Source organism: Microbacterium sp. OR21, from assembly GCF_047306785.1.
GTDB classification, from domain to species: domain Bacteria; phylum Actinomycetota; class Actinomycetes; order Actinomycetales; family Microbacteriaceae; genus Microbacterium; species Microbacterium esteraromaticum_E.
In genome coordinates, this window is record NZ_JAZEXJ010000003.1 from 356,737 (window position 1) to 377,115 (window position 20,379).

Here is a 20,379-nt window from a genome sequence, read left to right on the forward strand (position 1 = left end):
GCTCAGTCGTCGTCGGTGCGGAGGACCGGCATCGCGTCGGGGCGCTTCGCCGCGATGTGATCACCCGAGGACTGGTGGCGCAGGCGCCGCAGCACCCAGGGCACGAAGTGCTCGCGCGCCCAGCCGATGTCCTCGGTGCGCGCTTCGCGCCAGGTGCGCACCGGAATCGGGTCGGGCTGCATGGCCTGCAGATCGTTGGGCACGTTGAGCGCGCGCAGCACCATGCGAGCGACCTCGTGGTGGCCGAGCGGGTTCAGGTGCAGCCGGTCGTCGGCGAAGAAGCGGCTGTCCTGGATGACCTTCAGCGCCCACTGGTCGGCGACGATGCAGTCGTGACGCTCGGCGATCGCGCGCACGTTCTCGTTGTAGATCGCCACCTTGCCGCGGAAGGCGCGGAACACCGGCGTGAAATGCGTGTCTATGCCGGTGAACAGCACGACGGCGGCGCCCGTGGACGCCAGCCGGGCGACGGCGCCCTCGAGCTGGGCGGCGATGTCGTCGGGGTCGGTCCGGGGGCGGATCACATCGTTGCCGCCGGCGCAGATCGAGACGAGGTCGGGCTTCAGCTCGACGGCCGGCTGGATCTGCTCGGCCACGATCTGGGCGATGAGCTTGCCGCGCACGGCGAGGTTGGCGTAGGCGAAGTCGTCGACCTTCTGCGACAGCACTTCGGCAACCCGATCGGCCCAGCCCCGGTGACCGCCCGGGGCCGCCTCGTCGGGATCGCCGATGCCCTCGGTGAACGAGTCCCCGACGGCGACGAACCGGCGCCACGGGTGCGGACCCTCGTTGGCGACGTACGGGGTGCGGGACGAATCCTGATCGACCATCGGCTCTCCTTCAGCAGCCGTGCCGGGCATCGCCCCGACACGGCACCGAGCCTACCGCCGGGCCGCAAGGCGAACTGTCGGCGGGCTGGATTATCGTAGACGGGATGCTCTCTCCGTCCTTCCCTCAGCGCGCCCCCTGGGGTACCGCAGACAAGCTGCGGGCGTGGCAGAGGGAGGCGCTGGATCAGTACTTCCAGGCCGATCAGCGCGACTTTCTCGTCGCCGCGACCCCCGGCGCCGGAAAGACCACGTTCGCCCTGACGCTGGCGGTCGAGCTGCTGCGGATGGGTGAGGTGAACCGCGTCATCGTGGTCGCTCCGACCGAGCACCTGAAGACCCAGTGGGCCGACGCCGCGGCCCGGGTGCACATCCGCCTCGACCCTCGCTTCCGCAACAGCCACTGGGCCCCGTCCCGGCAGTACCACGGCGTGGTCGTGACGTACGCGCAGGTCGCGGCCAAGTCGTCGGTGCACCGTCATCTCACCGAAGACGCCAAGACGCTGGTGATCCTCGACGAGGTGCATCACGGCGGCGACGCGCTGAGCTGGGGCGATGCGATCCGCGACGCGTACGCGCCCGCCAAGCGCCGTCTGCTGCTCTCCGGAACGCCCTTCCGCAGCGACACGGCACCCATCCCGTTCGTCGAGTATCTTCCCGACGAGTCCGGCGCGCGCGTGTCGAGCACCGATTATGCGTACGGCTACGGTCGAGCTCTCGAAGACGGCGTCGTGCGTCCCGTCCTGTTCCACATGTACTCCGGCAAGATGCGCTGGCGCACGAGCGCCGGCGACGAGCTCGAGGCGCATCTCGGTCAGGACAACACGAAGGACGTCACCTCGCAGGCTTGGCGCACGGCGCTCGATCCGGAGGGGGAGTGGATGCCGGCGGTGCTGCGCGCCGCCGACCGTCGCCTCTCCGAGATCCGCCACCACGTGCCCGATGCGGGCGGCCTGGTGCTCGCCACCGACCAGACCGTGGCGCGCGCGTACGCGAAGATCCTGCACAGCATCACCGGACAGCAGCCGACCGTCGTGCTCAGCGACGACGCCGCGGCCTCCGAGCGGATCGAGAGGTTCAGCGCCGACGACCGGCGGTGGATGGTCGCCGTGCGCATGGTGTCGGAGGGCGTCGATGTGCCGCGCCTGGCGGTCGGCGTGTACGCCACCTCATCATCGACCCCGCTGTTCTTCGCCCAGGCCATCGGCCGTTTCGTGAGAGCCCGCCGACGCGGTGAGGCCGCGAGCGTCTTCCTGCCCAACGTCCCGGTGCTGATGACCCTGGCGAACGAGATGGAGAAGCAGCGCGACCATGCGCTCGACCGGCAGACCAAGGACGACGACGGCCTCGAGGACTCGCTGCTGGAGAGCGCGAATCGCGAGGATGACGCATCGGATGCCCTGACGCAGGAGTTCAGCTACCAGGCGATCTCATCCCTCGCCCACTTCGACCGGGTGGTCTTCGACGGCAAGGACTTCGGTCAGCTCGCCGAGCCCGGCACGCCCGAGGAGGAGGAGTTCATCGGGCTGCCCGGGCTGCTCGAGCCGGAGCACGTGCACGACCTGCTCATGCAGCGCCAGGCGCGGCAGAGCAAGCTGCGTCAGGCCCGGGAGGCTGCGGCACCGCCCGAGCAGGAGTCCAGCCTTCCCGCGCCGCTGCACCGTACGCTGCGTGAGCAGCGGCAGCTGCTGAACAGCCTCGTCGGGCTGTACGCGCGCCAGAGCGGCGAGCCGCACGGAGCGGTGCACGCCGAGCTGCGTCGCGTCTGCGGCGGCCCCGCGGTCGCGCAGGCGACCGTCACGCAGCTGCAGTCGAGGATCGATGTGCTGCGCAAGCGCGTGCGCACCTGAGCGCGGTTCGGGCATCCGAAAACCTGTCAATCGTTGATCTGACGCGGTCTGCGCGGCTCCGCGTCGATACCGTTGACTGTTCACCCACAGCACGGAGGATGCATGAACGCGCCCGCACAGCCCACCGCCGCCGACCGCCGGCAGTGGGCTCGATACCTCGTCGAGGAGCGCGCCGAAGGCGCCGTCTACGCCAACCTCGCGGCCCGCCGCGACGGGGAGGAGCGGCAGATCCTGCTGTCGCTGGCCGAGGCGGAACGGCGTCACGAGCAGCACTGGCTCGACCTGCTCGGCGCGGAGCCGCAGCGCCTGCCCAAGGCGGGACTGCGTTCGCGGATGCTCGGCTGGATGGCATCCCGTTTCGGCTCGATCTTCGTGCTCGCACTGGCGCAGAACGCCGAGGCGAGATCGCCCTACGACACCGAGAAGTTCGCCACCCCCGCGATGCGCGCTGACGAGAAGGTGCACCACGAGGTCGTGCGCGGTCTCGCGGCCCGCGGACGCCGACGCCTGTCGGGTTCGTTCCGCGCCGCGGTGTTCGGGGCGAACGACGGGCTCGTCTCCAACCTCGCCCTCGTCCTCGGCATCGGCGCGACAGGGGTCAGCGGCGGATTCGTGCTCTTCAGCGGCATCGCCGGTCTGCTGGCGGGTGCGCTGTCGATGGGAGCGGGGGAGTTCGTCTCGGTCCGCTCCCAGCGCGAGCTGCTCGCATCGACCGAGGAGAACGGCGAGGCCGACGCCGCGGCCGCCGATCTCGACATCGACGCCAACGAGCTCGCCCTCGTCTACCGTGCCCGCGGCATGGCCGAGGACGAATCGCTCGCCCGCGCGCAGCGCGTCGTGGAGGCCGCGCGTGCCGGCATCCGCCGAGACGCGACAGGTCCGATCGGGATCCACTCCGGGCATGACGTCGTGGGAAGCGACTGGGCCGCGGCGATCTCGAGCTTCCTGCTCTTCGCGTCCGGCGCCATCGTGCCGGTGCTGCCGTGGATCTTCGGTCTCAGCGGCGCGACGGCGATCGTGGTCGCGCTCGCGCTGGTCGGCGTCGCGCTGCTCGCCACCGGAGCCATGGTGGGGATCCTCTCGGGGGGACCGCCGCTCAAGCGCGCGCTGCGCCAGCTCGCGATCGGCGTAGGGGCCGCCGCGGTCACATACGTGCTCGGGCTCGTCTTCGGCGTCGGTGCGGTGTGACCTTATGCCGGCACGCGCCGCCGTCAACCCCCTCCCGAGATCGGCCGCAGTGCGGCTGACTGGGATCTCCATCCAGAACCGAGGAGTTGAAGATGCCCCAGATCATCGAGACCATCGACGTCAACGTTCCCGTCACCGTCGCCTACAACCAGTGGACGCAGTTCGAGAGCTTCCCGCACTTCCTCGACGAGGTCGTCTCGATCACCCAGATCGACGACACGCACAACCACTGGGTGGTCAACGTGGGCGGTGCCGAGCGCGAGTTCGACGCCGAGATCACCGAGCAGCACCCTGACGAGCGCGTCGCCTGGCGCAGCGTCGGCGGCGAGACCGAGCACGCCGGTGTCGTCACCTTCCACAAGCTCGACGAGAACACGACGCGCGTCACGGCTCAGATCGACTGGGACCCGCAGGGTCTGCTCGAGAAGCTCGGCTCGCTGGTGGGAGCGGGCTCCCACGCCGTCAAGAAGGACCTCGACAACTTCAAGAAGTTCATCGAAGGTCGTGGCGGCGAGACCGGCGCCTGGCGCGGCGACGTCGACGCCTGAGTCTCCTTGTACATATCGGTCGTCATCCCGGTGCGGGATGACGCAGAGCTCCTGACGCGCTGCCTCGCCGCATTGCGCGAGCAGACGCGACAGGCCGACGAGGTGATCGTCGTCGACAACGCATCCTCGGATGCGTCGGCGGCGATCGCCGCGTCGGCGGGGGCACGGGTGGTGTCCTGCCCGGAGGTCGGCATCCCCGCCGCCGCGGCGGCCGGGTACGACGCGGCGACGGGCGATCTCATCCTGCGTCTCGACGCCGACTGCGTTCCGCCGTCGACCTGGGTGGAGGATGCCGGAGCGTGGTTCTCGCGCTCTCCGAGGTGCGTCGCGGCGACGGGCGGTGCGCGATTCATCGACGGGCCGCGGGCGCTGCGCTGGACCGCCCTGATCTATCTCGGTGCATACGAGATCGCCACAGGATCGGCGCTCGGTCATCGGCCGCTCTTCGGCTCGAACATGGCGATGCGGACGGATGCCTGGCATGCCGTGCGCGAGCACGTGCATCGGCACGACGCCGAGACCCACGACGACCTGGACCTGTCGTTCCACCTCGGCTCGATCGGCCGCATCGGGCGGATGGCGGGCCAGCGGATGGGGATCTCCATGCGCCCGCTGTGGCCGGGACGCGCCTTCGGCCGCCGCATGCGACGGGGAACCCGCACTGTCCGGCTGCACTGGCCAGAGGACTTTCCGCCGTACCGGTGGAAGCGCCTGCGTGCACGGGGCTGAGAACGAAGAAGGCCCCGGATCCTGGGATCCGGGGCCTGTCCGTGCGCGAGGGGGGACTTGAACCCCCACGCCCTATTCGGGCACTAGCACCTCAAGCTAGCGCGTCTACCTATTCCGCCACCCGCGCAGGTGATGAAATGTTCGTTGCCGAACGAAGATCGACTCTAGCACGCCCCGCTTGCCTGTTCGAACCAGCGCGACGCCCGGGCGTGGCACCGGGGTTGGATAGCCTGAGGGCATGCCCGAGTCAGAGCTTCCCGAGGTCGTCCGCATCGCCCGCGACCTGATCCGCATCGACACGTCGAACTACGGGGGAGGCCGGGCGAACGGCGAGCGCGAGGCGGCCGAGTACGTCGGCGCCTACCTGAGCGAGCTGGGCCTCGAGGTGGAGTACTTCGAGCCGATCGATCGACGCACCAACGTCTCGGCCCGAGTGCGCGGCCGCGACCCCGAGCGTCCGGCCCTGGTCGTGCACGGACACCTCGACGTCGTGCCGGCCGTCGCCGCCGACTGGAGCGTCGATCCGTTCGAGGGCGTCGTGCGCGACGGCATGCTCTGGGGGCGTGGCGCGGTCGACATGAAGAACATGAACGCGATGATCCTCACCGCGGTCGCCGACATCCTGCGGGCAGGGGAGCAGCCCGAGCGCGATCTGATCCTCGCCTTCTTCGCCGATGAGGAGAACGGCGGCGTCGAGGGATCCGCCCTCGTCGTGCAGCAGCGGCCGGACTGGTTCGCGGGCGCCACCGAGGCGATAAGCGAGGTCGGAGGATACTCGATCACCGTCGACGATCACCGCGCCTACCTTCTGCAGGTCGGTGAGAAGGCGATGCTGTGGCTGCGTCTGGTCGCCACGGGCCGCGCCGGCCACGGCAGTCGGTACCACGAGCAGAACGCCGTCACCCGGCTCGCCGAGGCCGTCGCGGCCGTCGGCCGCACCCGCTGGCCGATCCGGCTGACGCCGACGACCCGGGCGCTGCTCGACGGTCTGAGCGAGGTGACCGGTCGTCCCACCGACGACCCGGATGCCCTCGCCGCCGCCGCAGGTCCTGCGGAGGCGTTCCTGCGCTCCACGTTCCGCACCACGACGAACCCCACCGCACTGACCGCCGGATACAAGCACAATGTGATCCCCGGCACCGCCGAAGCGCTCATCGACGTCCGGGTGATCCCCGGCACCGAGGACGACGTGCTCGCCGAACTGCAGCGCATCGTCGGAGACGACATCGAGATTCAGACGGTCGTCCGCGACATCGGCATGGAGACCCCGTTCGCCGGCGAGCTCGTCGAGGCCATGGTCGCGGCCCTGGGTCGGCACGACCCCGGCGTGCCGGTGATCCCGTACCTGCTCGGCGCGGGCACCGACAACAAGGCGCTCGCCTCGCTCGGCATCACCGGCTACGGGTTCGCTCCGCTGCGCCTGCCGGCCGATCTCGACTTCACCGGGATGTTCCACGGGGTCGACGAGCGCGTGCCCGTAGAATCGCTTGTCTTCGGCCAGCGCGTGCTGGCCGATCTGCTGCGCAGCTGCTGATCGGCATCCGCTCGCGCCACGCCCACGAACCCCTGGTCAGAAAGCGACGCATGAACCTGCTCGAAGCGCTCATCCTCGGCATCGTGCAGGGACTCACCGAGTTCCTGCCCATCTCCTCCAGCGCCCACCTGCGCATCGTCGGCACGTTCCTGCCGTCGGGGGAGGACCCGGGAGCCGCATTCACGGCGATCACGCAGATCGGCACCGAGGCCGCCGTCGTCGTGTTCTTCTGGCGGGACATCACGCGCATCATCGCGCAGTGGTTCCGATCTCTCACCGGCAAAGCGCCGCGCAACGATCCCGACGCGCGCATGGGCTGGCTGATCATCCTCGGCAGCATCCCCATCGTCGTGCTCGGGCTGCTGTTCCAGGACTCGATCGAGACGGTGTTCCGGTCGCTGTGGATCGTCGCCGTCATGCTGATCGTCTTCGGCGTGCTGCTGGGCATCGCCGACCACGTCGGCGCGAAGCGCCGCAGGCTCGACCAGCTCACCTACGGTCACGGCGCCGCGTTCGGTGTGGCTCAGGCGCTCGCGCTCGTCCCGGGCGTCTCGCGCTCGGGGGGCACGATCACGATGGGGCTGTTCCTCGGGTACGAGCGGGCCGCCGCTGCGCGCTACGCCTTCCTGCTCGCGATCCCCGCCGTGTTCGGCAGCGGCTTCTACCAGCTGATCAAGCACGGCGGCGACGCGAACCAGCACTTCGGACTCGGTGAGACCCTCGCCGCGACCGGTGTGGCGTTCGTCGTCGCGCTGGGAGTGATCGCGTTCTTCATGAACTGGATCTCCAAGCGCAGCTTCCTGCCGTTCGTGATCTACCGCGTGCTGCTGGGCGCGGTCATCATCGTCCTGCTGATGACCGGCGTCGTCCCCGCCATCTGAGCTCTCAGCGTCGTCCGCGCGGTCAGCGCTTGTCCGGTCCGTCGCCGCGGCGACGCAGGTAGCGCTCGAACGCCTGCGCGATGGCATCCCCTGACGCGTCGGGGGAGTCCCACGTGTCGCGCGTGCGCTCGAGCTGGCGGATGTACTCAGCCATGTCCTCGTCCTCGGCGGCCGCGGCATCGATCGAGGCCTCCCACGCCGCCGCCTCGGTGCGCAGATGCTCCCTCGCGGGGCCCACACCGGTGAGCTCCTCGAGGCGATCGAGAAGCGCGAGCGTCGCCTTCGGCGAGGGCGAAGCCGTCGCGACGTAGTGCGGCACGCTCGCCCAGAGGCTCGCCGTCGGGATCTCCGCCTGACTGAAGAACTGGTCGAAGACGCTCAGGATGCCCACCGGGCCCTCGTAGGTCGACTTGTCCAGACCGTGCAGTTCCCGCACCCGATCGTCCTGACTCGAGGCGAACACCGAGATCGGCCGGGTGTGTGGCACGTCCGAGAGCATCGCGCCGATCGTGACCAGGCCGGTGATGTCGTCGCGCAGGGCGACATCGACGAACTCGTTCACGAACGCCTGCCAGGCACGTGCCGGCTCCGAGCCGGTGAGCAGCCACAGCTCGGGCCCCTCTGCGACCGGACGGGTGGGACGCCACAGCGTCGCGTCCGGCCAGCGCAGCTCCCGGCGCCCCTCGGCGGTGAGCCGGGTCGAGGGACGGGTGTACTGGTAGTCGAAGTACAGCTCGGGGTCGACCGCGTGCACCTGCTCGTACTCGCCGGCCGCGCGCAGGGCGGCGATGGCACCGCTCGCCGCCTCGCCGGCATCGTTCCAGCCGTCGAACGCGGCGACGATGATGCGAGAGCCGAGGACGTCCATCCCTCTCCTTCCGGGAGCCGAGGTTCTCCCTCCAGGCTAGACCTCACCGCCGGGCCCGGGGCGGCGACCCGGCTAGCATGGGTGCAATGAGCAGAAAGCCGCGCGCGGTCCTGTGGGACATGGACGGAACCCTCGTCAACACCGAGCCGTACTGGATGTCGGTCGAGACCGAGCTGGTGGAGTCGTACGGCGGCCGCTGGACCCATGATGACGCCACGCAGCTGATCGGCAGCAATCTGCTCGACAGCGCCCTCGTCCTGCAGCAGGCGGGCGTCGACCTCGAACCGTCCGACATCGTCGATCTGATGACCGACCGCGTGGCCGAGCGCCTCCGTACGCAGGGCGTGCCGTTCCGACCCGGGGCGCGCGAGCTGCTCGCCGACCTTCGGGAACAGGGCGTCCGCACCGCTCTGGTGACCATGTCGCTGCGCCGGATGGCTCTCGCGGTGGTCGAGCGGATCGACTTCCACGCCTTCGACCTCGTGGTCGCCGGCGACGAGGTCGAGCGCCCCAAGCCGTTCCCCGATCCGTATCTCACCGCGGCCGCGCAGCTGGGCATCGACATCGCCGACGCCGTCGTCATCGAGGATTCGCCTCCCGGGGTGACCTCCGGCGCGGCGTCCGGAGCGGTGACGCTGGGCGTCCCCAACCTGGTTCCGCTCGACGGCTTCGGCGCGGACGCGCTGTGGCCGACCCTCGAGGGTCGGACCACCGCCGACATCATCGACCTGCACGCCCGTTTCGCGAAGGAGGGCGCACGATGAGCGCCGCGCGCCCGAGTGGTCCCTTCCGTGAGGGAGACCGCGTCCAGCTCACCGGCCCGAAGGGCCGGCTGCACACGATCACGCTGCGCGCCGACGGCGAGCTGCACACGCACCACGGGGTGCTGCGGCACGCCGATCTGATCGGGCAGCCCGACGGCTCGGTCGCGACGAACAGCTCCGGGCACGACTACCTCGCCCTTCGCCCGCTGCTGCGTGACTTCGCGATGTCGATGCCGAGAGGTGCGGCCATCGTGTACCCGAAGGACGCGGCGCAGATCGTGATGCAGGCCGACATCTTCCCCGGCGCGGTGGTCGTCGAGGCGGGCGTCGGCTCCGGAGCCCTGTCGCTCGCGCTGCTGCGTGCGATCGGTCCCGACGGCAGCCTCACCTCGTTCGAACGACGCGAGGACTTCGCCGAGGTCGCGAAGGCGAACGTCGAGACCTTCTTCGGCGAGACCCCCGAGACCTGGGAGGTCGTCGTCGGCGACCTCGCCGAGCAGCTCGGCGCTCAGCACCAGCCGGGCACGGTCGATCGCGTCGTGCTCGACATGCTCGCCCCCTGGGAGTGCATGGACGCGGTGGCGGAGGCACTCACGCCGGGTGGAGTCGTGATCTGCTACATCGCCACTGCCACGCAGCTGTCGCGGGTGGCCGAGTACATCCGCAACACGGGGCTGTTCACCGAACCGGATGCCTCCGAGACCATGGTGCGGGGCTGGCACGTCGAAGGACTCGCCGTGCGGCCGGACCACCGCATGGTCGCCCACACCGGCTTCCTGCTCACCGCGCGCCGTCTGGCGCCCGGTGCCGTGCCGCCCGAGGTGCGCCGTCGCGCGTCGAAGTCGAGCTACGGCGACGAGGACGTCGAGCTGTGGACACCGGGAGCGGTCGGTGATCGGCAGATCACCGACAAGAACCTCCGCAAGCGCGTGCGCGAGGCGCAGAAGGCGGCGGGCGGTGCGCGGATCGCGACCGCGTCGCGCGAGGGCGAGCAGGCATCGCAATAGACTGGGGCGCGTGCGTAAAACGACCGCTGCCTTCTCGGCCCTCGCCCTCTCGACCATCGTCCTGACCGGCTGCTCGGCCGCGACGCCGACCTTCGACGGAGCCGCATGCGACCGCGACAGCTCCGCGGCGCTGGAGACCTCGGTGAAGGTGAGCGGTGAGTTCGGCTCTCCGCGCGTGACGGTGCAGACGCCGGTGCACTCCGGGCATGTGGCCTACGCCGATCTCATCACCGGCGACGGTCGTGCGATCACCACAGGCAGCCAGGAGGCGATCCTCGCCCGGGTGCTCGTGAACGGCACGACCGGCGAGGCGATCGACGCGCAGCTGAAGCTGTGGAGCCCCGAGTCGGCCGCCGCCGAGCTGCCCGGCATCGATCAGGCGCTGGAGTGCGCGACCGAAGGCAGCCGGATCGTCGTCGCCATCCCGGCATCCGACCTCCCCGAGGGCGTCGCCCCGCAGATCGGACTCGACACCGACGAGAGCCTGCTCGCGGTGTACGACGTGCGCTACACCGCTCTGGCCAAGGCCGACGGCGAGCCCGTCTTCAACGACGCGCCCGGTCTGCCCTCCGTGGTGCGGGCGCCCGACGGGCGCCCCGGTGTGATCATCCCCGACGTCGCCGCTCCGAAGAAGACGGTCACCGAGACGCTGCTGCAGGGCGAGCACGAGAAGGTCGGCGACGGAACCGCCCTCATCCGCTCGACGTCGGTCGGCTGGTCGAGCCGCAGCGTCGAGCAGACGACGTGGGACGGCACGCTCACGGGCACCGACGGCCTGCCCGCCGAGGTCGCAGACGCGGTCTCCGAGGCACGGGTCGGCTCCCAGCTGATGGTCGTCGTGCCGTCCGAGTCCGGCGACGACGCAACCGTGTACGTCGTCGACGTGCTCGGAGTCATCCCCGCGGAGCTGGTGGCGCAGTGACGCCCGCCCGCATCCCGGCCGAGGAGCGCCTGACGAATCTCGTCGTGGCGCTGATGGCCACGGAGATCGGGCTCACCAAGCAGCAGATCATCGAGAACGTCTCGGGCTACCGTCAGCGGGTCGATGCCGGAGCGAAGACCGACGCGCTCGAGAAGATGTTCGAGCGCGACAAGGACGAGCTGCGCTCGCTCGGCGTGCCGATCGAGACGATCGGCGATCCCACCGACCCGCACGACCTGCGCGAGGCCCGGTACCGGATTCCGCAGGCCGAGTACGACCTGCCCGCAGACATCGAGTTCACGCCGGCCGAGCTCGCGGTGCTGCGCCTGGCGGGCAGCGTGTGGAGCACCGAATCCGTCTCGCTCGATGCGCGGTCGGGCGTGCGCAAGATCCGCGCCCTCGGCATCGACGGCGACGAGCCGATCATCGGCTTCGCGCCGCGGATCGCAGCGCACGACGCCGCATTCCCCGCTCTGCAGGAGGGCATCGAGCGCAACCGGGTGGTCGTCTTCGAGTACCTCAAGCCGGGCGAGAAGGCGCCCACGCGCCGCCGTGTCCGTCCGCTCGCGCAGGTCGAGTACGAGGCGCGCTGGCACCTGTTCGGCGTCGACATCGACGCGGATGCGGAGCGCACCTTCCTGCTCAGCCGCATCGTCTCCGACGTGAAAGTGACGTCGCAGACCTTCGACGTCGCGCTTCGCGCCGGGGCCGCGGAACGCGCACTCGCCGGGCTCGAGCAGGTCGCCGCCGCGCAGAAGGCGGTGCTCGAGGTCACCCCGGGCACCGAGGCGGCCCTCCGTCTGGGACGGCGGGCGACTCCGCGCGCGCAGGGCATCGCCGTCGGCTACGTCGACCGGCACATCTTCGCCGACGAGCTCGCCTCCTACGGCCCCGAGGTGCGGGTGGTGGCCCCCGACGACCTGCGGGATGCGGTGATCGAGCGGCTGCGGTCGATCGCCGACCACCACGCCGCAGAGGGGAGCGACTCATGACCGCGTCGGGCGCACCGCTGCTGGCGGCCGATCGGGTACGTCTGTACCTGACGCTCGTGCCTTATCTGCTCGAGCGCGGCCAGGTGACCCTCGATGAGGCCGCAGCGGACTTCGGCGTCACACCGGAGGCGCTGCGGGGGATGGTCGAAAAGCTCACCGTCATCGGTCTGCCCGGCGACTCCGGTTACTGGCAGCTGCCGCAGGAGATGTTCGACATCGACTGGGATCTGCTCGACGAGCATGACATCATCGAGATCACCAACGATGTCGCGCTGCGTCGCGTGCCGCGGCTCACCGCACGCGAGGCCGCCGCGCTGCTGGCCGGACTGCAGATGGTCGCCTCGGTGCCCGCCGTCGCGGAGTCCGGCCTGGTGAGCGGCCTGATGGCCAAGCTCTCGCGCGGTTCGGCCGACGCGCCACCCGACCTGATCGTGGCACCTGCGGCGGTCACCGAAGTGCAGCGCGTGATCTCCCAGGCCCTGCGAGACGGCGTCGCCGTCTCGTTCCGCTACCAGGCGCCCGACGCGCTGCCGACCACCCGCACCGTCGATCCCGCCCAGATCCGGATCGACAACGGCCAGTGGTATCTGCAGGGCTGGTGTCATCTGCGCACGGCCATGCGCACGTTCCATCTCGACCGTGTCAGCGACGCCCGACTGACCGACATCCCGATCACCCACGCCGACAGCGCTGTGCCCGCCGAGTTCGGCGCCGGCGACGGTCCCGAGGGCGAGGTCACGGTGCGCATCCCCGAGCGGCTCGCACCGCTGATCGGCTCGTTCCCGCAGGAGGAGCTGGCGCGCGGCGGCGGTCTGGTCACCCTGCGCATCCGCATGGCAGATCCGCGGGGCATCAAGCGCGTCGCCGGCCGCTTCGGGGGAGCGCTGGAGGTTCTCGATCCGCCTCTGGCGCGGGCGACGACGCATGACTGGGCGTCTGCCGGACTGGACCTCTACAAGACACCGGGCCCGAGATCAGTCGGGCTAGACTGATCGCACCAACGATTTAGGAGCTCCACATGTTCGCTGGCCTCAACGGATGGCACCTGGTTATCCTTCTCGTCGTCATCCTTCTTCTCTTCGGTGCGGCGAAGCTGCCGGCGCTGGCGAAGAGCATGGGTCAGTCGGCTCGCGTCTTCAAGGGCGAGATGAAGGCCATGCGCGAAGAGGACGCCGCCGACACGACCAAGAAGAAGGATGCCGTGAGCGACGTCGACCCGGACGCGCCCGCCGGCCCTGATCGCACAGTCTGATCGACGTGGCTGCGGTAGATTCCCACGCCGCGAAGGACAGCCGGCCACGCGGTGAACGGCGGATGTCGCTGGGAGCTCACCTTCTCGAGTTCCGCAAGCGTCTGATGCTCTCTGCTGCCGGTCTGCTGGTCGGCATGATCGTCGCGTTCATCGTGACCGATCCGATCATCGCCTTCATCTCCGAGCCGATCAACCGGGTCGCGGAGGAGAGCGATCAGCTGGTGGCGCTCACCTTCAGCTCGGTGACCGCTCCGTTCGACCTGCGGATGCGCATGGCGTTCTCGCTCGGCCTGTTCCTGTCGGCGCCGATCTGGATGTGGCAGATCTGGGCGTTCATCATGCCGGGCCTGACCCGCAAGGAGATCAAGTACACCCTGGGCTTCCTGGGGGCCGCGCTGCCGCTGTTCTTCGCCGGGTGCTATGTGGGAACGCTGATCGTTCCGCACATCATCGAGCTGATGGCGACGTTCACCCCGGACGGCGCGCAGAACCTCTACACGGCGAAGGAGTACTACGACTTCGTCTTCAAGATGATGCTGGTGATCGGCGTCGCCTTCGTGCTGCCGGTCTTCCTCGTGGCCCTGAACTTCGCGGGCATCCTCTCCGGTCGGGCGATCCTGAAGGGCTGGCGCGTGGCGGTGCTGATCGCGACGACGTTCGCCGCGCTGGCGACGCCCGCCGCCGACGTGGTCAGCATGCTGATGCTGGCGGGCATGCTCGTGGTGCTGTATTTCGCCGCGGCCGGTCTCACACTGCTGCTCGACAAGCGACGTCGCAAGCAGCGGGTCGCGGCCGGTCTCGACCCGGATCTGCCGGCATGAGCTCACCCTCTGAGCGCTACGCCGCTGCGCGGGCAGCGGCAGAGCATCCTCAGACGCAGGCGTTCGCCGAGCGGCAGCGCTTCGCCCTCGACCCGTTCCAGATCGACGCCTGCTACGCCCTCGAGCGCGGTCGCAGCGTGCTCGTCGCCGCTCCCACCGGGGCCGGAAAGACCATCGTCGGCGAGTTCGCGATCCACCTGGCGATGCAGACGGGAGGCGACAAGGCGTTCTACACGACGCCGATGAAGGCCCTGTCGAACCAGAAGTTCCGCGAGCTCGTCGACGTGTACGGACCCGATCAGGTCGGTCTGCTGACCGGCGACACGAACATCAACGGCAACGCGCGCATCGTGGTGATGACCACCGAGGTGCTGCGCAACATGCTGTACGCCGACTCCGACGCCCTGCGCGGACTCCGCTACGTCGTGATGGACGAGGTGCACTACCTCGCCGACCGCTTCCGCGGCCCGGTGTGGGAGGAGGTGATCCTGCACCTGCCGCAGCAGGTGCGGCTGGCCTCGCTCAGCGCGACGGTGTCGAACGCCGAGGAGTTCGGCGACTGGCTCGACACCGTGCGCGGCGACACCGACGTCATCGTCTCGGAGATCCGCCCCGTGCCTCTCGAGCAGCACGTGCTCGTCCGCGACGACCTCCTTCCCCTGTTCGACGAGCGGGCCGGCATCGCGACCGCGCAGGTGAATCAGGAGCTGCTGCGCATCCGCTCGTTCACCGGCTCCCGGCACGAGAGCAATCGCCGCGCGCAGGAGTACCGCAGCAGCCGGCACGCCGGGCGTGAGGCGCACCGGCCCCCGCGCGGCGGCAGGCGCCCGGTGCGCGCGTCGAACGCGGGCCGCATCGAGCGGATGGACCGCCCCGAGGTGGTGCGTCTGCTCGAGCGGGCGAATCTGCTGCCGGCGATCTTCTTCATCTTCAGCCGTGTCGGCTGCGACGCGGCGGTGCAGCAGGTGCGCCGTTCGGGTGTGCGCCTCACCTCGCAGGAGGAGCGGTCGCTGATCCGCGAGATCGTGAACGACCGAACCCGGTCGCTGCAGGACGAGGATCTCGACGTGCTCGGATTCTGGCAGTGGCGCGACGACCTCGAGCGCGGCGTCGCCGCCCATCACGCCGGAATGCTCCCCGCATTCAAGGAGGTCGTCGAGGAGCTGTTCCAGCGCAAGCTAGTGAAGGCGGTCTTCGCCACCGAGACGCTCGCGCTCGGGATCAACATGCCGGCGCGCACCGTGGTGCTGGAGAAGATGGAGAAGTTCAACGGCGAAGCCCGGGTGGCGATCACGTCGGGGGAGTACACCCAGCTCACCGGTCGCGCCGGTCGCCGGGGGATCGACATCGAGGGCCACGCCGTCGTGCAGTGGACAGAGGGGATGGATCCGCAGGCGGTCGCCGCACTGGCATCCCGCCGCACCTACCCGCTCAACTCCAGTTTCCGCCCGACCTACAACATGGCGGTGAACCTCATCGACCGCTTCGGGCGCGCCCGTGCGCGCGAGATCCTCGAGTCGTCGTTCGCGCAGTTCCAGGCCGACCGGTCGGTGGTGGGCCTCGCCCGGAAGGTGCGCGAGGCCGAGGAATCCCTCGCCGGATACCGCGAGGCGATGACCTGCGAGCACGGCGACTTCCTGGAGTACGCTGCGATGCGGCGCGAGCTCAGCGATCTCGAGAAGAAGGATCGACGGGATGCCGGAGGGCGTGCCGCGCACGACAAGCGCAGCAAGAAGATCCAGGGTCTGCGCACCCGGATGCGTCGCCATGCCTGTCACAGCTGTCCCGACCGTGAGGCGCACGCGCGCTGGGCGGAACGGTACTTCTCGCTCAAGCGCGAGACCGACCGCATTCGCCGGCAGATCGAGACCCGCACCGGCACCGTCGCGCGCATCTTCGACCGGGTCATCGACGTGCTGCAGGTCGTCGGCTACCTCGACGGCGAGGAGGATCAGCTCTCACTGACCGATGCCGGTCGCACGATGCGCCGCATCTACGGCGAACGCGACCTGCTCGTCGCCGAGTCCCTGCGACAGGGGCTGTGGCGCAATCTAGACGCGCCGTCGCTCGCGGCGATGGCGAGCTGCCTCGTGTACGAACCTCGTCGGGACGAGCAGAACATGGGGGAGCGAGGGTTGCCCCGAGGCGCCTTCCGGATCGCGTACGACGCGACGACCCGGCTCTGGGCCGAGCTCGACGAACTCGAGCACGACTACTCGCTGCCTCGCACCGAGCCGCTCGCTGCGGGCTTGGCCGCGGCCATGCACTCGTGGGCACGCGGCGGATCGCTGGATCGGGTGCTGATCGACGCCGACATGGCGGCCGGCGACTTCGTGAGGTGGGCGAAGCAGACCATCGACCTTCTCGACCAGCTCTCGATCGTCGCAGAGGACGGCGAGCTGGCTCGCACCGCGCGACGCGCGCTCGACGGGGTGCGCCGCGGCATCGTGGTCTACACAGCGGTGTGATCGGATGAGCGACACCTTCTCGCCGCCTGCGGCGCGCGCGCCGCTGCCCCTGTGGCTGGCTGCGCCCGCCGCGGCCGGCGCCGGTGTGCTGATGGCGCTCGCCTTCCCCTCGACGGCGATCTGGCCGCTCATCTTCGTGGCACTGCCGCTGCTGCTGTCCGCGCTGCGCGGTCGACGCGTCGGCGGCGCGCTGCTGGTCGGACTCGCCTACGGATTGCTCTTCTTCGGGCTGCAGGTGTCGTTCACCGCTCGCTATCTGGGGCCTGTGCCCTGGATCGCATTGACGGTCGTGGAGGGCGTGCTGACCGCGGTGGCGCTGATCCCGATCACGCTCGCCTACCGCTGGCTCCCTCGCGTGTGGCCACGCAGCCGCGCCGTCGCTCTCCCTTTCGTCGTGGCAGGGCTGTGGACGCTGCACGAGCTGTTCCTCGGCAACTGGCCGTACGGCGGCTTCCCCTGGGCGCGGCTGGGCATGTCGCAGGCGGAAGGGCCGTTCGCGCCGGTCGCGTCGTGGATCGGGGTGAGCGGACTGACCTTCCTCATGGTCGCGCTGGTGGCGTTGACGATCGAGCTGGCCCGGATGCGGGGCCGGCGCCGACCCGCCCTGCTGATCGCTCCGGTGATGACGCTCGTCGTGCTGGCGGTCACGCCGCTGTTCCCGACCGCGCCGTCGGGCGAGATGCGCATCGCCGCCGTGCAGGGCAACGGGAGCACAGGATACTTCGACGAACGGGAGCCGTACGGCGTCATCACCGCCCAGACGGCAGCGACCAGGACGATCGGCGACGCCCCTGTCGATCTGCTCGTCTGGCCCGAGGGCGGCGTCGACTACGACCCGTTCCAGGACGAGGCGACAGCGCGCCGGCTCACTCGCCTGGTGAGCAGGTTCGACGCGCCGCTGCTCGCCAACACGGCGACCGAACGCGGCGACGACATCTTCAACACGTCGTTCCTGTGGACTCAGGACGGTGAGGCCGGTCAGCTGCATGACAAGCGGCATCCGGTGCCGTTCGGCGAGTACGTGCCCGACCGCGACTTCTACTACGCGCTCGCTCCCGAGCTGATCGGGCTGATCGGGCGCGAGTACACCCCAGGCTCCAACCCGCCGCTCGTGCGGGTCGACGGCGTCGGGGTCGGACTGGCCATCTGCTTCGACGTCATCTACGACGAGGTTATCCGCGAGGGCGTGATGCACGGCGCCGAGGTGCTGGTCTTCCAGACCAACAACGCCGATTTCCGCGGCACCGACGAGAACCTGCAGCAGCTGGCCTTCGCGCGGATGCGTGCGATCGAGACCGGACGCAGTGTGGTGAACGTCTCGACCGTCGGCACGAGCCAGATCATCCGACCCGACGGATCGACGGTGGCCGGCCTGGACGCGGATGAGGCCGGAGCGCTGCTCGAGGATGTCGAACTGCGTTCCGGCCTCACGGCGGGTGTGGTGCTCGGGCCGTGGATCCAGCTCGGGATGCTGGTCGCCGCGGCCCTTCTCGTGGCCGCCGGAGTGCTCTCACGCCGGCGGCGGTGAATCAGGCCCCGATACGTGCCCGGGTCGGGTCGTCCCCGGCGCCGCGGCGGGCGCGGACGTAGGCGAGCCGCTCCGCGAGGAGCTCTTCCAGCTCGTCGCGCGTGCGGCGCTCGAGCAGCATGTCCCAGTGGGTGCGTGCCGCCTTCTCGTCGTTCTCCTCGATCTTGACGGGCGCGCCGTCTACCTGCAGCACCGCCTCGGCGCCGCAGTGGCGGCACTCCCAGGTCTGGGGTGCCTCGGCGTCGGCGGCGAACATCAGGGTGGTCTCCTGGCCGCACGTGTCGCACTTGTACGCGGTGGCGCGTCGCTCCATGAAGACGACGCCCTCCTCGCTCTGAAGGCTCTGGGCACCCAGCCGGATGCCGCGAAGGCTGCGATCTGCCATTGTGTGGTCCTCTCGTCGCTGTCAGGTATAACGCTCGCGCCTGTGCGCTTCATCCACACCGGCGACATGCGGCGCGAACTCACAGGCGAATCCCAGGGCTCGAGCGGCCCGGCAGGATCAGTCGAGCAGCTGCAGGGCGATGTCGGCGCGATCGGTCACGATGCCATCCGCGCCGGCCGCGACGAGGCGGCTCATGTCATCGGGATCGTTGATCGTCCACACGTGCACCTCGATGCCGTGCCGCTGGGCGGCGCGAAGCAGCGACGGGGTGAACAGCCGGATGCCGCGGTGGGACTCCGGGATCTGCACCGCGTCGACGTCCCGCAGCGTGCGGGCGGGGGAGAGGCGCGCGGCCGACAGCGCCCGCAGCCGCGCGATCACGGAGCGGCCGCCCGAGGTCGCCGGCCGGAGCGCGGCGCCGGCCTGCATCGTCGATCGGAGCGCCGCCAGGCGGGTGGCGTCGGAGAAGCTGGTGACCAGCACGCGGTGGGCGTGCGCGGCGAGCACGGGGCCGAGCCGCTCGACCGCGGCAGGGGTCTTCACATCCAGGTTGAACCGGGTGTCGGGGAAGGCGACGAGCGCGCCTGCGACGGTGAGCAGTCCACCGTGCTCGGCGAGCAGGCTCTCGAGCTCTCTGGTGCGCACCGAGGCCACAGCTCGCGTGTCGCCGGTGAGCCGCTCCAGAGTGTCGTCGTGGAAGAGCACGACGTCTCCGTCTGCGGTCACCTGGCAGTCGGTCTCGATGTACTCCGCGCCGGTCGCGTGGGCGGCCGCGAAGGCGGCCGCCGTGTTCTCCCACACTGACGAGTCCTCGCCGCCCGCGGAAGTCAGCCCCCGGTGCGCGAGAACTCGAGGATGCCGGGATCCGGCGAAGAACGGATGCGTCACGCGTCGCGCTGCGAGTCTCCCGCGACGTCGCCGCGTGGGGTGAACGCCGAACCGATGCCCTTCAGCGCCTCGGTGAGCTCGCTCGGGATGATCCAGAGCTTGCTCGACTCGCTCTCGCTGATCTTGGGCAGCATCTGCAGGTACTGATAGGCGAGCAGCTTGTCGTCGGGGCGGCCCTGGTGGATGGCTCCGAAGACGTTCTGGATGGCCTCCGCCTCACCCTGCGCACGCAGCACCGCAGCCTGCTTGTCGCCCTCCGCCTTGAGGATCGCCGCCTGACGCTGGCCCTCCGCCTCGAGGATCTGCGACTGCTTCGATCCCTCAGCCGTGAGGATGGCCGCGCGGCGGTCGCGCTCTGCGCGCATCTGCTTCTCCATCGAGTCCTGGATGGAGACGGGCGGGTCGATCGCCTTCAGCTCGACCCGCGAGACGCGGATGCCCCACTTGCCGGTCGCCTCGTCGAGCACCACGCGCAGCTGGCCGTTGATCTCATCGCGACTGGTGAGCGCCTCTTCGAGGTTCAATCCGCCGACGACGTTGCGCAGCGTCGTCGTGGTGAGCTGCTCGACGGCGCCGAGGTAGTTGGCGATCTCGTAGGTGGCGGCACGGGCATCCGTCACCTGGAAGTACACGACCGTGTCGATCGACACCACGAGGTTGTCCTCGGTGATCACCGGCTGCGGCGGGAACGAGACGACCTGCTCGCGCATGTCGATCAGCGGCCGGAGCCGGTCGATGAACGGAACCAGCAGGTTAAGACCGGGCTGGAGCGTCTTGTGGTACCTGCCCAGTCGCTCGACGACCCCGGCGGTCGCCTGGGGGATGATCCGGATCGAGCGGGCGATCGTGACCAGCACGAAGATTATGACCGCGATGGTCAGAACCCACGCGATGGCGGTCGGAATGAACGAGGAGTCGTTCATCATG

At 69.7% G+C, this 20,379-nt stretch carries 20 protein-coding genes and 1 tRNA gene; 15 read left to right on the forward strand and 6 right to left on the reverse strand.

Going from position 1 to position 20,379, the window contains the following annotated elements:
- Nucleotides 1–2: 2 nt before the first annotated feature.
- On the reverse strand, nt 3–830 hold the full coding sequence (locus V2S04_RS10300; RefSeq protein WP_413638402.1) for an SGNH/GDSL hydrolase family protein: 828 nt from the start codon (nt 828–830) through the stop codon (nt 3–5).
- 104 nt (nt 831–934) lie between these two features.
- Between V2S04_RS10300 and V2S04_RS10305 the strand changes: the two genes are divergently transcribed.
- The 4 genes from V2S04_RS10305 to V2S04_RS10320 all read left to right on the forward strand — a co-directional run bounded on the left by V2S04_RS10305 (nt 935) and on the right by V2S04_RS10320 (nt 5,142).
- Nucleotides 935–2,677, forward strand: a complete 1,743-nt coding sequence (locus tag V2S04_RS10305; protein ID WP_413638403.1) for a DEAD/DEAH box helicase — start codon at nt 935–937, stop codon at nt 2,675–2,677.
- A 102-nt stretch (nt 2,678–2,779) separates the two neighbouring features.
- The gene (locus V2S04_RS10310) at nt 2,780–3,865 is read left to right on the forward strand and encodes a VIT1/CCC1 transporter family protein (RefSeq protein WP_413638404.1); all 1,086 of its coding nucleotides are present in this window, start codon (nt 2,780–2,782) and stop codon (nt 3,863–3,865) included.
- A 92-nt stretch (nt 3,866–3,957) separates the two neighbouring features.
- Nucleotides 3,958–4,413 carry an SRPBCC family protein gene (locus V2S04_RS10315; RefSeq protein WP_099196487.1) on the forward strand — a complete coding sequence of 152 codons (456 nt, stop codon included), beginning with the start codon at nt 3,958–3,960 and terminating at the stop codon, nt 4,411–4,413.
- A gap of 6 nt (nt 4,414–4,419) precedes the next feature.
- Nucleotides 4,420–5,142, forward strand: coding sequence for a glycosyltransferase family A protein (locus tag V2S04_RS10320; protein WP_413638405.1), 723 nt, complete (start codon nt 4,420–4,422; stop codon nt 5,140–5,142).
- Between the two features lie 42 nt (nt 5,143–5,184).
- On the opposite strand, the gene V2S04_RS10325 is transcribed toward V2S04_RS10320, so the two are convergent.
- A tRNA-Leu gene (locus V2S04_RS10325) sits at nt 5,185–5,269 on the reverse strand.
- Between the two features lie 111 nt (nt 5,270–5,380).
- Between V2S04_RS10325 and V2S04_RS10330 the strand changes: the two genes are divergently transcribed.
- A complete protein-coding gene (locus V2S04_RS10330; RefSeq protein WP_413638406.1) occupies nt 5,381–6,676 on the forward strand; it encodes a M20/M25/M40 family metallo-hydrolase in 1,296 nt (431 codons plus the stop codon).
- Between the two features lie 50 nt (nt 6,677–6,726).
- On the forward strand, nt 6,727–7,557 hold the full coding sequence (locus tag V2S04_RS10335; RefSeq protein WP_413638407.1) for an undecaprenyl-diphosphate phosphatase: 831 nt from the start codon (nt 6,727–6,729) through the stop codon (nt 7,555–7,557).
- Between the two features lie 22 nt (nt 7,558–7,579).
- Here the strand turns inward: V2S04_RS10335 and V2S04_RS10340 are convergent, their stop codons facing one another.
- Nucleotides 7,580–8,425 carry a PAC2 family protein gene (locus V2S04_RS10340; RefSeq protein WP_413638408.1) on the reverse strand — a complete coding sequence of 282 codons (846 nt, stop codon included), beginning with the start codon at nt 8,423–8,425 and terminating at the stop codon, nt 7,580–7,582.
- A gap of 77 nt (nt 8,426–8,502) precedes the next feature.
- On the opposite strand from V2S04_RS10340, the gene V2S04_RS10345 reads away from it, so the two are divergent.
- From V2S04_RS10345 to lnt, 9 genes are all read left to right on the forward strand, one after another.
- A complete protein-coding gene (locus V2S04_RS10345; protein ID WP_413638409.1) occupies nt 8,503–9,189 on the forward strand; it encodes an HAD family hydrolase in 687 nt (228 codons plus the stop codon).
- Nucleotides 9,186–10,196, forward strand: a complete 1,011-nt coding sequence (locus tag V2S04_RS10350; protein ID WP_099195612.1) for a tRNA (adenine-N1)-methyltransferase — start codon at nt 9,186–9,188, stop codon at nt 10,194–10,196. The genes V2S04_RS10345 and V2S04_RS10350 overlap by 4 nt, the downstream gene beginning before the upstream one ends.
- Nucleotides 10,197–10,206: 10 nt before the next feature.
- Nucleotides 10,207–11,118 (forward strand): peptidylprolyl isomerase, encoded by a 912-nt coding sequence (locus V2S04_RS10355; protein ID WP_413638410.1) that lies wholly within the window; start codon nt 10,207–10,209, stop codon nt 11,116–11,118.
- Nucleotides 11,119–11,171: 53 nt separating this feature from the next.
- Nucleotides 11,172–12,110, forward strand: a complete 939-nt coding sequence (locus tag V2S04_RS10360; RefSeq protein ID WP_413638768.1) for a helix-turn-helix transcriptional regulator — start codon at nt 11,172–11,174, stop codon at nt 12,108–12,110.
- Nucleotides 12,107–13,102, forward strand: a complete 996-nt coding sequence (locus V2S04_RS10365; RefSeq protein ID WP_413638411.1) for a helix-turn-helix transcriptional regulator — start codon at nt 12,107–12,109, stop codon at nt 13,100–13,102. Before V2S04_RS10360 ends, V2S04_RS10365 begins: the two co-directional genes overlap by 4 nt.
- A gap of 26 nt (nt 13,103–13,128) precedes the next feature.
- Nucleotides 13,129–13,362: a Sec-independent protein translocase subunit TatA gene (gene tatA / locus V2S04_RS10370; RefSeq protein WP_099195615.1), complete on the forward strand. Its 234-nt coding sequence runs from the start codon at nt 13,129–13,131 to the stop codon at nt 13,360–13,362.
- A gap of 62 nt (nt 13,363–13,424) precedes the next feature.
- On the forward strand, nt 13,425–14,183 hold the full coding sequence (gene tatC / locus V2S04_RS10375; protein WP_340087110.1) for a twin-arginine translocase subunit TatC: 759 nt from the start codon (nt 13,425–13,427) through the stop codon (nt 14,181–14,183).
- The gene (locus V2S04_RS10380; RefSeq protein WP_413638412.1) at nt 14,180–16,651 is read left to right on the forward strand and encodes a DEAD/DEAH box helicase; all 2,472 of its coding nucleotides are present in this window, start codon (nt 14,180–14,182) and stop codon (nt 16,649–16,651) included. Before tatC ends, V2S04_RS10380 begins: the two co-directional genes overlap by 4 nt.
- Before the next feature lie 4 nt (nt 16,652–16,655).
- Nucleotides 16,656–18,179 carry an apolipoprotein N-acyltransferase gene (gene lnt / locus V2S04_RS10385; RefSeq protein ID WP_413638413.1) on the forward strand — a complete coding sequence of 508 codons (1,524 nt, stop codon included), beginning with the start codon at nt 16,656–16,658 and terminating at the stop codon, nt 18,177–18,179.
- Nucleotide 18,180: 1 nt separating this feature from the next.
- On the opposite strand, the gene V2S04_RS10390 is transcribed toward lnt, so the two are convergent.
- The 3 genes from V2S04_RS10390 to V2S04_RS10400 all read right to left on the reverse strand — a co-directional run bounded on the left by V2S04_RS10390 (nt 18,181) and on the right by V2S04_RS10400 (nt 20,375).
- A complete protein-coding gene (locus tag V2S04_RS10390) occupies nt 18,181–18,564 on the reverse strand; it encodes an RNA polymerase-binding protein RbpA (protein WP_099195619.1) in 384 nt (127 codons plus the stop codon).
- A 117-nt stretch (nt 18,565–18,681) separates the two neighbouring features.
- A complete protein-coding gene (locus V2S04_RS10395) occupies nt 18,682–19,452 on the reverse strand; it encodes a glycerophosphodiester phosphodiesterase family protein (protein WP_413638414.1) in 771 nt (256 codons plus the stop codon).
- Complete coding sequence (locus tag V2S04_RS10400) at nt 19,449–20,375, reverse strand: SPFH domain-containing protein (protein ID WP_413638769.1); 927 nt, start codon at nt 20,373–20,375, stop codon at nt 19,449–19,451. The genes V2S04_RS10395 and V2S04_RS10400 overlap by 4 nt, the downstream gene beginning before the upstream one ends.
- Between the last annotated feature and the right edge of the window lie 4 nt (nt 20,376–20,379).